Consider the following 12,711-nt stretch of genomic DNA (forward strand, 5'->3'; position numbering starts at 1 on the left):
ACAACGTTGACTGTCAATCTGAACGCTCACTTAACTGCCCATACACCGAACCCGTCGCTGCTTGATAGCGCCGAGGTCGCGGCCCCATCCAGACCAAAGCGCGGGGTGGCGACAACTTCGGCGTTATGGCCACAACAGTCGGTCATAAAAATTTCCCTGCTGGGCATGACCCCCGAGCAAGAGGAGTTTACAAAAACCAACATCAATAAATGGGCACCCCACGTCAACCTGACTTTTGAGTTTACGGATGACTCCGACGGGGATATCCGGATTGCCGCAGACAATGATCTGTCGGGTGGCCATTCGTACCTGGGGATCCGATCGCTCAATGTACCGGCCTACAAGCCTACGACGGTCATTGGCTTCCAGGGAGGGCTCAATGCGTATAACGCCGGTACGATCCAGCATGAGTTCGGTCATGTTTTGGGGCTGCAACATGAACACCAGCACGAACACAATAATCTAGATATTAATTGGTCCGAAGTTAATAAAGCCTACATAGGTAAAGGTGGGGCGAAAGAGGTAAAGCACAACTTCAAGCCATTGGTTTCCAATGTGGTTTCGTCTGAGTACGATCGCAAATCCATCATGCATTATGGTTTTGCTTCATCCTGGCTCAATGATGGAAAAGCCATCAAGGACAACAACGAGCTATCTGAAGGCGACATCAACTTTGTCCGCTCGCTCTACCCACCTGTGGTCAAGAAAAAAACCGCCACGTCCAGTTGGTGGGACTATCGGCACCTGCACAGGGGTGCTTGAGAAGACCCGGGGTGTTTTGATCATGAGTAGATTTCGTGATTGCCTAGAATAAAATGAGTTTGTCTCACTATCGCGCGCTGCCGACAATGGCTCCCATACCAACACATTGGAGTTTATTGTCATGGCAGTCGCTCATTCCCTTGGATTTCCGCGCATTGGACGCGATCGTGAACTGAAAAAAGCGCAGGAAGCGTTTTGGAAGGGCGAACTGGACGAAGCCGGCCTGCGTGCGGTCGGCCGTGAGTTGCGCAAGACCCACTGGGATTTGCAGAAACAGGCTGGCATCGAGCTGTTGCCGGCGGGGGATTTTGCCTGGTACGACCAGGTGCTGACCCACTCGCTGATGTTCGGCGTGATCCCCGAGCGGTTCCGCCCGGCCGACGGCAAAGCCACGTTGCAGACCCTGTTCGGCATGGCCCGTGGCGTCAGCGACAGCTGCTGCGGCGGCGCCCACGCCCAGGAAATGACCAAGTGGTTCGACACCAACTACCACTACCTGGTGCCAGAATTGAGCGCTGACCAGCAGTTCCACCTGGGCTGGGATCAGTTGTTCGAAGAAGTCCAGGAAGCCCGCGACCTGGGGCACACCGTCAAGCCGGTGGTGATCGGGCCGTTGACTTACCTGTGGCTGGGCAAGGCCAAGGGCAGCGATTTCGACAAGCTTGACCTGCTCGACCGTCTGCTGCCGCTGTACGGCCAGATCTTCCAGCGCCTGGCGGACCTGGGCGTTGAATGGGTGCAGATCGACGAGCCGATCCTGGTACTGGATTTGCCCCAGGACTGGAAAAACGCGTTTGAGCGCGCCTACAACCTGATCCAGCGTGACCCCCTGAAAAAACTGGTGGCCACCTATTTTGGCGGCCTGGAAGAAAACCTCGGCCTGGCGGCCAACTTGCCGGTTGATGGCCTGCACATTGACCTGGTGCGTGCGCCGGAACAATACCCGACCATTCTCGACCGCCTGCCGGCCTATAAAGTGTTGTCGTTGGGGGTGGTCAATGGGCGCAACGTCTGGCGCTGCGACCTGGAAAATGCCCTGGCCACCTTGCAGCACGCCCATGAACGCCTGGGTGAGCGCTTGTGGGTTGCGCCGTCTTGCTCGCTGCTGCATAGCCCGGTGGATCTGGGGCGTGAAGACAAGCTCGACGCCGAATTGAAAAACTGGCTGGCTTTCGCCGTGCAAAAATGTGCAGAAGTGGCCGTGCTGACCCAGGCCATCAACCAGCCAGAAGCGGCGAAGGTGGTTGCGGCCCTGGCCGAAAGCCGTGCCGTGCAGGCCGCCCGGGCGGCCTCGCCGAGGATCCACAAGCCGGCGGTCCAGGCCCGTGTTGCGGCCATCACTGCCAAGGACAGCCAGCGCCAGTCGCTGTTTACCCAGCGCATCGCCAAGCAGCGCGCCGGCCTCGACCTGCCGCTATTGCCGACCACCACCATTGGCTCGTTCCCGCAGACCGCGTCGATCCGCCTGGCGCGCCAGTCGTTCAAGGCCGGCAAGTTGAGCGAAGCCGAATACGTCGAGGCCATGCACAGCGAGATCAAGCACGCCGTAGAAGTGCAGGAGAACCTTGGCCTGGACGTGCTGGTGCACGGTGAGGCCGAGCGTAACGACATGGTCGAGTACTTTGCCGAACAGTTGGATGGCTATGTGTTCACCCGCTTTGGCTGGGTGCAGAGCTATGGTTCGCGCTGCGTGAAACCTGCGGTGATCTTCGGCGACCTGAGCCGCCCGAAAGCCATGACGGTGGAGTGGATCCGCTACGCCCAAGGCCTGACCGACAAGGTCATGAAGGGCATGCTGACCGGCCCGGTGACCATGTTGATGTGGTCCTTCCCCCGCGAAGACGTGAGCCGCGAAGTGCAGGCCCGGCAACTGGCCCTGGCGATCCGCGATGAAGTGCTGGACCTGGAAGCGGCGGGCATCAAGATCGTGCAGATCGATGAAGCGGCCTTTCGCGAAGGCTTGCCCCTGCGCCGGGCCCAGTGGCAACACTACCTGGACTGGGCCACCGAAGCCTTCCGCCTGTGTGCCTGCGGCGTGCGTGACGAAACCCAGATCCATACCCATATGTGCTACAGCGAATTCAACGATGTGATCGAGTCCATCGCGGCGATGGATGCCGACGTGATCACCATCGAGACCTCGCGTTCGGATATGGAACTGCTGGACGCGTTCGAAGCCTTCGCCTACCCCAATGACATTGGCCCGGGCGTCTATGACATCCACTCGCCACGGGTGCCCGACGCCTCGGAAATGGCCAACCTGCTGCGCAAGGCCGCCCGGCGCATCCCGGCCGAACGGCTGTGGGTCAACCCCGACTGTGGCCTGAAGACCCGCGGCTGGCCGGAAACGGAAGCGGCGTTGATCCACATGGTGGCGGCCGCCCGGCAATTGCGGGCTGAACTGGCGTAACTGCTGCTGACACAAATCCCATTGTGCAAGCGGGCTTATGTGGCGCGGCGCCGATCTTGTGCCCAGCCAACATCCCCTGTAGGAGCGGGCTTGCCCGCGATAGCGCCAGCCCAGCCAACATTTCTGACGGCTGATACACCGCCATCGCCGGCAAGCCAGCTCCCACCTTTGTTTTGTGCCCAGCCTACATCCCCTGTAGGAGCGGGCTTGCCCGCGATAGCGCCAGCCCAGCCAACATTTCTGACGGCTGATACACCGCCATCGCCGGCAAGCCAGCTCCCACCTTTGTTTTGTGCCCAGCCAACATCCCCTGTAGGAGCGGGCTTGCCCGCGATAGCGCCAGCCCAGCCAGCACTGCTGACAGCTGATACACCGCCATCGCCGGCAAGCCAGCTCCCACCTTTGTTTTGTGCCCAGCCAATATCCCCTGTAGGAGCGGGCTTGCCCGCGATAGCGCCAGCCCAGCCAACATTGCTGACGGCTGACACACCGCCATCGCCAGCAAGCCAGCTCCCACCTTTGTTTTGTGCCCAGCCAACATCCCCTGTAGGAGCAGGCTTGCCCGCGATAGCGCCAGCCCAGCCAGCACTGCTGGCGGCTGATACACCGCCATCGCCGGCAAGCCAGCTCCCACCTTTGTTTTGTGCCCAGCCAATATCCCCTGTAGGAGCGGGCTTGCCCGCGATAGCGCCAGCCCAGCCAGCATTGCTGACGGCTGACACACCGCCATCGCCAGCAAGCCAGCTCCCACCCTTGTTTTGTGCCCAGCCAACATCCCCTGTAGGAGCAGGCTTGCCCGCGATAGCGCCAGCCCAGCCAGCACTGCTGGCGGCTGGTACACCGCCATCGCCGGCAAGCCAGCTCCCACCTTTGTTTTGTGCCTAGCCAACATCCCCTGTAGGAGCGGGCTTGCCCGCGATAGCGCCAGCCCAGCCAACATTGCTGACAGCTGATACACCGCCATCGCCAGCAACCCCGAGCCCACCTGATCAGAGGTATTTAAGCCAGGCAATATCCCGCCGCCGCGCCTTCAGCCGGGCAAACCAGCGCACTGGCAGGTACAACGCCAGCGGCAGCAGCAACGCCACCAGCCACACCGCCCCCACGCTGTCGAAGCCCAAATGCGTGCCCTGGTTCAAGCCAAACAGCGCCACGCCCAGCACGTACATCACCTTCAACACATACAAATGCAGCAAATAAAAGAACATCGGCGCCGCGCCGAACACCGACAGGGTGGCGATCCAGCGCCGTTGCCCGGCGCGTTCGAACGCCAGCAGCAACAGCAGCCCCACACCCAATGTGAGCGCGAGGAACAGCAGGGAAGGCGGATATTTGGTGATGTTGAAGAAACTCATCAGCGTCTGCACGTGGCTGTCGTACACCTGCCAAGCCGCCTCACCGTAGCCATTGAGCGTGCGCAACGCCACAAAGCCCACCAGCGCGGCCACGCCTGTCAGTAACAGGTACCGCTGACGCCGCGCCGCTGTCATCGAGCCGGCAAACCACGGGCCGATGCCGTAACCCAGGGCAATCACCCCGATCCACGGCAACACCGGGTACGTCGTGCGCAGGCGCAGGGAGTCGCCGACCTCGATCCAGCTGCGCTCATGCAGGATCGTCCAGGGAACGTGCCACAACGACCCCGCTGCGACGTGCAGGCCATCGAGCAGGTTATGCCCGCCGATGATCAGCAGCGCCAGGCCGATCAGCAGCGGGCGCGGCAGCCACACCAGTGCGGCGAGGGCGATCATGCTCACGCCGATGGCCCAGATCACCTGCATGTAGATCACGCTGGGCGGCAGTTGGAAGGTCCAGGCGAAGTTCACCAGGGTAAATTCCAGCACCACCAGGAACAGCCCGCGCTTGAACAGAAACGCCGAGACATCGCCACGGCCCTGGTATTTCTCGCCGTACAGGAACGCCGACAAGCCCGTCAGTAACACAAACACCGGCGCGCACAAGTGGGCCAGGGTGCGGCTGATAAACAGCGCAGGTTCCGTGCTGTCGATGTTCATCGGGTCGCTGACCTGGCGGTGCAGCAGGAACGTCTCGCGCACGTGGTCGAGCAACATGAACAGGATCACCAGGCCGCGCAGGGCGTCGATGGACAGCAGGCGTTGGCGTGAGCGAGGAACAGCGTCAGTCATGGGGCGAGGTCGTCAGCAGGAGAGGAAGGGTGGTTATCTTATAACATTGGGCGGCAAGCGTGGATTTCCGAGTCGGAATCGGCTCATTCAGATGCTAGGGTAGGCCGCAGACCTAACGACCCTGGAGTCACCTATGAGCGCCCCGATTGATTTCAAAACCGTCGTGCAATTCTGGACGGCGGCGGGCCCATCACGCTGGTTCAAGAAAGATCCACAGTTCGATGCCGAATTCGGTGCACGCTTCCATGAGGCCCACTTCCAGGCGGCCAGGGGTGAGCTGGAACACTGGCTGAGCGAAGCCGAAGGCGCGCTGGCGCTGCTGATCCTGCTCGATCAATACCCGCGCAATACCTTTCGCGGCACTGCCCATATGTTCGCGACCGATCCACTGGCCAGGGCCTACGCCGGGCGTATGGTCGACGCGGGACTGGACCGCCAGATCGACCCGGCATTGCGCGCGTTCTGCTACTTGCCCTTTGAGCATTCCGAGCTACCCGAGGACCAGCAGCGCTCCCTGGCGCTGAACCAACAGCTGGATGCCGACACCTATCACTGGGCCAAGGAGCATGCCGAGATCATCCAGCGATTCGGCCGCTTTCCCCATCGCAATGGGGCGTTGGGCCGGGTGACGACCGAGGAGGAGCAGGCGTTCCTTACGGGCGGTGGGTTTTCCGGCTAGGTGGTGGGAGCCCGCCGTATTCCGTCGAGGAATGCCCCTATAAAAAGGCTGCATTGTATTTATCGCCACACATCTCGTAGCGTGGCTGCTCACCCAAGGAGATGCCGCCGTGACGAACCTGCCGATGCGCTTGTATGTCGATGCCCAGTTCACCAGCCCGTATGCGATGTCGGTGTTTGTAACCCTGCGGGAAAAAGGCCTGCCGTTTGAGGTGCGCACCCTCGACCTGGACGCGTTGGAGCAGCAGGCGCCGGTGTTTGCCGGGCTGTCCGTGACGCAGCGTGTGCCGACCCTGGAGCAGGGCGGGTTTGCGTTGTCCGAGTCGTCGGCGATTACCGAATACCTGGAGGATGTATTTGCTCAGGTGCCGGTGTATCCGAGGGATCCGCGCCAACGCGCGCGGGCGCGGCAGATCCAGGCGTGGTTGCGCAGTGACTTGCTGCCGATCCGCCAGGAGCGCTCCACGCTGGTGGTGTTTTGCGCGGTCAAATATGGCCCGCTATCAACCCAGGCCCAGGTGGCGGCCGACAAACTGATTGCGGCGGCGCAGCAGTGGTTGGCCGAGGGCGATGACTATCTGTTTGGCCAATGGTCGATTGCCGATGTGGACCTGGCCGTGATGCTCAACCGGCTGATCCTCAACGGCGACCCGGTGCCCGCGCGGCTGGTGGCGTATGCCCAGCGGCAGTGGCAGCGGCCATCGGTGCAGGCCTGGGTCAACCAGGCACGTCCGTCGTTGTAGCGCCCAGCGGCCACTCCTGCGTGACCCGGCGGTCGAGGTCTTCCCAGTCCTCCATGCCGAGCACCCGGGTGGTGTTCAGGCCGCGCAGGTAACCGCGTAGTTGCTGGGCGGCGGCGCAGGCTTGGTCGGTAGCGGCAGCGGGGTCCTGCAGGACGTTTTCGTACTCGACCAAATAGTCGGCGACGCGCTCGCGAAACTCCGGCAGCACGGCGTTGCGGATGCGATCAAAAGTCTTCTGGTGGGGTTTCATGAATAGGTCCTTCTTATAGATTTTATTGGTGTCTGTGTCGCAACCGTCAGTTTGGCATGGCTTCGCGGCTGAAATTCTCCACCGCAGACACCAACCCCTTGGCAGCCAGCGCCACCAGTTCAGCGCCTTTCTCCGGGGTTGCCAGGGCCGGGTCGGAACCCATCCGGCCATCCGGGTGGCGGGCGCGGAAGTCCTGGGCCTCGCGGATCGGGCCGGAGGGTGCAATCCTTGGCGAGTAGTCCGCCGTTTTGATCGAGTCGGGGTATGCCCACTGGGTAATCGCGATCTCGGAAGGGGTGGCATGGGTGCCATGCCCCGTCGGGAATTGCGCGCGCGCCAGTTCGCCAACGCCTTCCAGGTCCCACCAGTTGCACAGCTTCAAGGCGAAGCCGGCGGGGCGACGGGCGAAGCTGGCCTCGGCGTACAACTCGGAAAAGGCCGCTTCAATGGTGGCGATATTGCCGCCATGGCCATTGAGAAACAGGATCTTCTCAAAGCCATGGGCCGCCAGGGAACGGGTCCAGTCGCCAATCGCGGCGATAAACGTCGATGGGCGCAGGGAGATGGTGCCGGGGAACCCGAGGTGATGCTGGGCCATGCCGATATTGAAGGTCGGGCCGACCAGGATATCAGCGTCTTTTTGCGCCTGATGGGCAATGATTTCCGGGCACATCCAATCGGTGCCCAACAGGCCGGTGGGGCCATGTTGTTCGTTGGAACCGATGGGAATCACCACGGTACGGCTGCGGTCGAGAAATTGGCCAATCTCGATCCACGTTGACTGGTGCAAAAGCATTTGAGGTTCTCTCTCTGGTCAGGCTCGGCCCTCCAGATACTACCTCAACCGGCGCTGGCGATCTGGCGCGGCTTGCAATTGAGGTAGGCCGAGGATTTCAACCAGCGCTGGTCGGGATACCAGGAGAACATGAACTGCCCATCCTTGAGCTTGTCCACCACCTGGCGTGCCACTTGCGGGCGCACGGCGGGGCAGCCCTGGCTGCGGCCGATGCGGCCTTCACGCTTGCTCCACAGGGGGCTGACGTAGTCGGCGGCATGGATCACGATCGCGCGGTCGCGGGCCTGGTCATTGAAGCCGGGCTCCAGGCCGTCCATGCGCAACGAATAGCCGTGGGTGCCCTGGTAGCTTTCCTGGGTGCGGAACAGGCCCAGGCTGGATTGATGGCTGCCTTCGCTGTTGGAGAACTGGGTGGCGAAGTTTTCCCCGGACTTTTGCCCATGGGCCACCAGGTCGCGCAGCACCAGCTTTTTTTGCCGCAGATCGAAAATCCACAGGCGACGGGCGGTCGAAGGCTGCGAATAGTCAATCACGGCCAGGCGTTCGGAGCGTTCCTGGCCATTGTTGACAGCACACTGCATGGCGCTGAGGGCGCTTTTGAGGACTGCGGGATTGAGTTCTGGAGCCGAGCGCGCCAGGCTGCTATACAAGGTATGAGGTTTGGCATTCTCTGCGAAGGCACCCGTACAGAACGCGGCCAGGGCGACGGCGATCAGGCCGAGTCGGCAGTCAATATTGAGCATGTATATCGCATCCCCGCCGTAGATTGGAGCTAAGCCATTGTTCAAAAAACACGCATGTTACTTGAGCCTTTGCTTGCTCGTAGCACCATTGGTCGCCACGGCTGATGAAGTGCTGGTCGAGCCGTCAAACCCAGTACAGCTGGCACTTGGGCAGTTGTCGAGCGTTTGCCCCGGTTTGGCTGCGCAACTGGATGCACCCGCCGAGGCGCGGTTGCAGGCTTTTTACCAGCAACAAGGCAATGTCGCCCTCTGGCCGGAGGACGGACGCCGAAAGGCGTTGCAGGATCAATTGCTGTCGCTGGCCGACGACGGCCTCGACCCGGCGCACTACCGGCTGGCCGACGTGGCGGCCACCAGCAACGTATTGTGCAGCGACTTCGAAACCAGCCAGCACTACCTACAAGCCTTGCATGACTTGCACTATGGCCGTTTGCAGCAGGCCCATTACGAACCGTTGTGGCATTCCCAGCCGCCGAGCGAAGACCCTGCCGTCGCCGTGCTGGCCCTGGCCACTGCCGGGCTCACCGACATGCCAGCCGCCTTCGACCAGGCCAGGCCCAGCGCAAAGCTGTATCGCAGCCTGCGCACAGCCTACGCCACACAGCGCCTGCAACCCTTGGCGCAATGGGGTGTGATTGCCGACGGCCCATTGCTGCGTCCCGGCGGCGAAGACCCACGGGTGCGGGCCCTCGCCCGACGCCTGGCCAGTGGTGGCTACCTGGCGAGCGTGCCCAAGGGCAATCAATACGGCAATGAACTGGTGGAGGCGGTGAAGCGCTTCCAGGCCAGCCACTCGCTGCAAGCCGACGGGGTAATCGGCCCGGGCACGGTGGCCGAGCTCAACGTCAGCCCAGCGCTGCGCCGCGAGCAGTTGCGGGTCAACCTCGAGCGCTTTCGCTGGCTGGCCCAGGACCTGGAGCCGGACGGCATCCTGGTCAACGTCGCAGCCGCGCAGTTGAGCGTCTACCAGGGCGGCGTGCCCGTGTGGCAGACCCGCTTGCAGGTAGGCCGCGCCGAGCGGCAAACGCCGTTGCTCAAGTCACGCATCACGCGCCTGACCCTCAACCCCACCTGGACGATCCCGCCGACCATCATGCGCGAGGACAAGTTGCCGGCAATTCGCCTGAACCCGGAGTACTTGCGCCAACAGAACCTCAAGGTGCTCGACAGTGAAGGCCGTGCGTTGTCGCCGGAGCAGGTGGACTGGTCGCACCCTGGCAACATCCTCCTGCGCCAGGACGCCGGCCCGCGCAACCCGCTGGGCAAGATCGTCATGCGCTTCCCCAACCCGTTCTCGGTGTACCTGCACGACACGCCCAGCCAGCCGCTGTTCAGCAAGGGACCACGGGCGTTCAGCTCGGGGTGTGTGCGGGTAGAGCAGCCGATGTTGCTGCGTGATTTGTTGGTGAACCCGGCGGAAAAGGCGCGGACCGAAGAGTTGCTGGCAACCGGGCTGACCCATGAGTTCCGCCTGGCGACGCCGGTGCCGGTGTTGCTGGGTTATTGGACAGTGCAGGTGGATAGCCAGGGCGCGTTGCTGTACGCGCCGGATATTTATGGCCGTGATGGCGTGCTGTTGAAGGCGTTGGGTGCTGTCCTGTAGGCGCTCCCACCTGAACGGGGATCTGTTCAATATGAGACCCCGTTGGCATCCTTGAAAAAATAACCATCAGGTAGTTCTTAAACCCTCAAGAAACTGACCAGACTTGCCGACGTGATGGGTATATACCCAGGAGCGTTCAATATGAGCAGTCAACGTTTGGCAGTCGGTATCAGCCTGTTTTTCGCGCTCGTCAGCGCCAGTGGCCAAGCAGCAACCACCGTGGCCCATGGCGTTATCCAGTTTCGCGGCAGTATCGTGGAGGCCACCTGCACCGCAGGGAGCGGGGCAGGGTCGACGTTGGCGCTGCGCGGTTGCCCGATGTTTGCACCCGGGGGCGACATCAGCGCCTCTGGCGTCGAGCCGGTGCGCACGGTCAGTGCGCTGGACCACTCAACCGTCAAGGTCAAGCTGGTGACCGAAACCAGCGGCGATGGTCGTTACTTCGATCGGCAATACAGCCTGAACGATGGGGCGGGCAAGCCGTTGCGCTCAGGGGCTTACCTGGTGACGCTGAATTACCCCTGACAGCACCTTCACAGGTGGGTCAGCGGCAAGCAAACGGTGAACGTCGTACCGCTGCCCACCTGTGAGCTGACGCCCACATCCCCACCATGGGCCTTGGCGATTTCCCGCACGATAAACAACCCCAGCCCCACGCTGCGTATGTCGCAGTCCTGGTCGGTGCCTCGGGTCATGGGCTCAAACAGCACCTGCATCAGCGCGTCGGCAATCACCGGCCCATGGTTGTGCACCGAGAGGCTGGCCCCGTCGTGGCCCAGTCGCGAGGTAATAGTGATCGGTTGTTGCAGGTCGCCATAGGCCACGCTGTTGGCCACCAGGTTGCCGATGATTTGCTGCACACGGTCGCCATCCAGGCAGGTATCGGCAGCGCCCACGGTGTGATGCACCAGGCACGCGCGGGGGAAGGCCACCCGCAGCTCATCCACTGCGCGCCGGGTCACGTCGTGCAGGTCCAGCGGGTTGGGGCTTACGCCGATGCCAACGCCGACCCGGGCCTGAGTGAAGTCCAACAGGTCGGCGATCATCCGCTGGGCGCGTTCCGATGACTGGCCGATATGGCCAATCAACTGGGTTTCCTTGGCGGTGCGCTCGCCCCGGGCGAGGAAGTCGGATGCCATCTTGATCGCGGTCAGCGGGTTTTTCAGGTCATGGCTGACGATGGCGACCATTTGCTCGGCAAACAGCGCCCGCCGCTGCGCCTTGATATAGGCCTGGTTGAGCTCGGCCTGGGCGTGCTGGAGGGCGGTTTCGGCAGCAGTCTTCTCCAGCAGCAGGGCTTCGGCCAACTTGCGGGCGTTGAGCAGCTCGCGTTCGTACTTGTCGCGGTCGGTGGTACCGAACAGCGCCAGCTCATGTTGCACACCGTTGGCGTATTCGCGCTTGATGGCGTTGAGCAAAATGGTCACGGTGTGGCCATCGCGATGGCGCAGGTCCAGTTTTACCTCGGTGATGCGGCCTTCCACCTGCATCAGCGGGGCAAGGTGGGTCTGGTGAAAAATCCGCCCGCCAATGGTCAGCAGGTCCTGGAAACGCCGGCCCTGCAGCTCGGTCGCCGGCATGCCCAGCCAGTCGCTGAAACACTGGTTTACCCGCAGCAGCGTGCCGTCTTCTGCGGTGACCGCCAGTGCACAGGCCGCACCGTCGAACAGCGCCTGGGGATCGGGCAACCGTTCACTCGCCATGGGCAACGGTCCATGGCAGCAGGAAGTGCTCCATCGCCGCCGCGCAGACCGGTGCCGCGCTCATATGCGGGCAATGGCCCACATTGTCGATCAGGCGATAGGTGCTGTGGGGCAATACGCGGTGCAGGTACTCGCCCACGCAGACCGGGGCGATCAGGTCATCGCTCGATTGCAGGATCAATGTGGGGGTGGTGAGGCCGCCGATATCGGCGCGGTTGTCCGACAGGAACGTCACCCGCGCAAACTGCTTGGCAATCTCGGGCTCGGTGCGGCAAAAGCTGTTGGTCAGCTCTTCACTGAGTGCCGGTTGCCCCGGCGCGCCCATGATCACCGGGGCCATGGCGCTGGACCAACCCAGGTAGTTGCTGTCGAGGGTGTCGAGCAGCGACTGGATGTCTTCGGGCTTGAACCCGCCCACGTAGTCGTCGGTGTCGATATAGCAGGGCGAGGGGCCGATCATCACATGGGCGGCAATGCGCCCGGGCGCTGCGCGGTCGGCCAGGGTGCCGATCATTGCGCTGACCGAATGGCCAACCAGAATCACCGGGCCACTGGCGAACGCATCGATAATCTCGTTCAGATCTGCGGCGTAACCGTCCAGGGCCGCATATTTTTCCTTGTGGTAGGCCGCCGGGTCAGACAGGCCGGCCCCTACCAGGTCATACACCACCACGCGAAAACGCTCGACGAAATGGGGCAGCAGGTAATTCCACATGGCTTGGTTGCAGCCAAAACCATGGGAACACACCAGCGTCGAGGAACCATTGCCCATTATGTTGACGTTGTTGCGATGGCGAAGGTCCATGGGCGTGCTCGTAGTGGCGTGTTGCTATGAGGTTTTCGCGTCAGTTTAGAGAGTCCACCGCATGGGGTCAC

12 protein-coding genes are annotated in these 12,711 nt (G+C 62.1%); 6 read left to right on the forward strand and 6 right to left on the reverse strand.

The window, feature by feature from the left end:
- Positions 1 to 6: 6 nt before the first annotated feature.
- Both HBO12_RS00185 and metE read left to right on the forward strand, forming a co-directional pair.
- Complete coding sequence (locus HBO12_RS00185) at positions 7 to 762, forward strand: M12 family metallopeptidase (protein WP_169957097.1); 756 nt, start codon at positions 7 to 9, stop codon at positions 760 to 762.
- A gap of 121 nt (positions 763 to 883) precedes the next feature.
- A complete protein-coding gene (metE, locus tag HBO12_RS00190) occupies positions 884 to 3,172 on the forward strand; it encodes a 5-methyltetrahydropteroyltriglutamate--homocysteine S-methyltransferase (protein WP_170041025.1) in 2,289 nt (762 codons plus the stop codon).
- 989 nt (positions 3,173 to 4,161) lie between these two features.
- Here metE and HBO12_RS00195 read toward each other — a convergent pair.
- Positions 4,162 to 5,319 (reverse strand): acetyltransferase domain-containing protein, encoded by a 1,158-nt coding sequence (locus HBO12_RS00195; protein ID WP_170041026.1) that lies wholly within the window; start codon positions 5,317 to 5,319, stop codon positions 4,162 to 4,164.
- A 133-nt stretch (positions 5,320 to 5,452) separates the two neighbouring features.
- On the opposite strand from HBO12_RS00195, the gene HBO12_RS00200 reads away from it, so the two are divergent.
- The gene (locus HBO12_RS00200) at positions 5,453 to 5,998 is read left to right on the forward strand and encodes a DUF924 family protein (RefSeq protein ID WP_170041027.1); all 546 of its coding nucleotides are present in this window, start codon (positions 5,453 to 5,455) and stop codon (positions 5,996 to 5,998) included.
- A 124-nt stretch (positions 5,999 to 6,122) separates the two neighbouring features.
- Positions 6,123 to 6,740, forward strand: a complete 618-nt coding sequence (yfcF, locus tag HBO12_RS00205; RefSeq protein ID WP_178121517.1) for a glutathione transferase — start codon at positions 6,123 to 6,125, stop codon at positions 6,738 to 6,740.
- Here the strand turns inward: yfcF and HBO12_RS00210 are convergent.
- From HBO12_RS00210 to HBO12_RS00220, 3 genes are read right to left on the reverse strand one after another with little or no spacing between them, the layout of a single operon-like run.
- Entirely contained in the window at positions 6,715 to 6,990 is a 276-nt protein-coding gene (locus HBO12_RS00210) for a hypothetical protein (RefSeq protein WP_169957105.1), read from the reverse strand. The genes yfcF and HBO12_RS00210 overlap by 26 nt on opposite strands.
- Before the next feature lie 46 nt (positions 6,991 to 7,036).
- On the reverse strand, positions 7,037 to 7,786 hold the full coding sequence (locus tag HBO12_RS00215) for a creatininase family protein (RefSeq protein ID WP_170041029.1): 750 nt from the start codon (positions 7,784 to 7,786) through the stop codon (positions 7,037 to 7,039).
- 44 nt (positions 7,787 to 7,830) lie between these two features.
- Entirely contained in the window at positions 7,831 to 8,529 is a 699-nt protein-coding gene (locus HBO12_RS00220) for a murein L,D-transpeptidase catalytic domain family protein (RefSeq protein ID WP_169957108.1), read from the reverse strand.
- Between the two features lie 37 nt (positions 8,530 to 8,566).
- Between HBO12_RS00220 and HBO12_RS00225 the strand changes: the two genes are divergently transcribed.
- Positions 8,567 to 10,132, forward strand: coding sequence for a L,D-transpeptidase family protein (locus HBO12_RS00225; protein WP_170041030.1), 1,566 nt, complete (start codon positions 8,567 to 8,569; stop codon positions 10,130 to 10,132).
- A gap of 141 nt (positions 10,133 to 10,273) precedes the next feature.
- On the forward strand, positions 10,274 to 10,657 hold the full coding sequence (locus HBO12_RS00230) for a type 1 fimbrial protein (RefSeq protein ID WP_169957110.1): 384 nt from the start codon (positions 10,274 to 10,276) through the stop codon (positions 10,655 to 10,657).
- Between the two features lie 8 nt (positions 10,658 to 10,665).
- Here the strand turns inward: HBO12_RS00230 and HBO12_RS00235 are convergent, their stop codons facing one another.
- Together HBO12_RS00235 and HBO12_RS00240 are read right to left on the reverse strand one after the other, a co-directional pair.
- On the reverse strand, positions 10,666 to 11,835 hold the full coding sequence (locus HBO12_RS00235; RefSeq protein ID WP_170041031.1) for a PAS domain-containing sensor histidine kinase: 1,170 nt from the start codon (positions 11,833 to 11,835) through the stop codon (positions 10,666 to 10,668).
- Positions 11,825 to 12,640, reverse strand: coding sequence for an alpha/beta fold hydrolase (locus HBO12_RS00240; RefSeq protein WP_170041032.1), 816 nt, complete (start codon positions 12,638 to 12,640; stop codon positions 11,825 to 11,827). Before HBO12_RS00240 ends, HBO12_RS00235 begins: the two co-directional genes overlap by 11 nt.
- Positions 12,641 to 12,711: the final 71 nt, after the last annotated feature.

The sequence above is a fragment of the Pseudomonas sp. WS 5059 genome (genome assembly GCF_012985525.1).
GTDB lineage: Bacteria > Pseudomonadota > Gammaproteobacteria > Pseudomonadales > Pseudomonadaceae > Aquipseudomonas.

Bases quoted from the DNA above. Each gene is read 5' to 3' on its own strand.
- metE (WP_170041025.1), top strand. From the start codon at position 884: ATGGCAGTCGCTCATTCCCTTGGATTTCCGCGCATTGGACGCGATCGT.
- HBO12_RS00195 (WP_170041026.1), bottom strand. From the start codon at position 5,319: ATGACTGACGCTGTTCCTCGCTCACGCCAACGCCTGCTGTCCATCGAC.
- HBO12_RS00200 (WP_170041027.1), top strand. From the start codon at position 5,453: ATGAGCGCCCCGATTGATTTCAAAACCGTCGTGCAATTCTGGACGGCG.
- yfcF (WP_178121517.1), top strand. From the start codon at position 6,123: ATGCGCTTGTATGTCGATGCCCAGTTCACCAGCCCGTATGCGATGTCG.
- HBO12_RS00210 (WP_169957105.1), bottom strand. From the start codon at position 6,990: ATGAAACCCCACCAGAAGACTTTTGATCGCATCCGCAACGCCGTGCTG.
- HBO12_RS00215 (WP_170041029.1), bottom strand. From the start codon at position 7,786: ATGCTTTTGCACCAGTCAACGTGGATCGAGATTGGCCAATTTCTCGAC.
- HBO12_RS00220 (WP_169957108.1), bottom strand. From the start codon at position 8,529: ATGCTCAATATTGACTGCCGACTCGGCCTGATCGCCGTCGCCCTGGCC.
- HBO12_RS00230 (WP_169957110.1), top strand. From the start codon at position 10,274: ATGAGCAGTCAACGTTTGGCAGTCGGTATCAGCCTGTTTTTCGCGCTC.
- HBO12_RS00235 (WP_170041031.1), bottom strand. From the start codon at position 11,835: ATGGCGAGTGAACGGTTGCCCGATCCCCAGGCGCTGTTCGACGGTGCG.
- HBO12_RS00240 (WP_170041032.1), bottom strand. From the start codon at position 12,640: ATGGACCTTCGCCATCGCAACAACGTCAACATAATGGGCAATGGTTCC.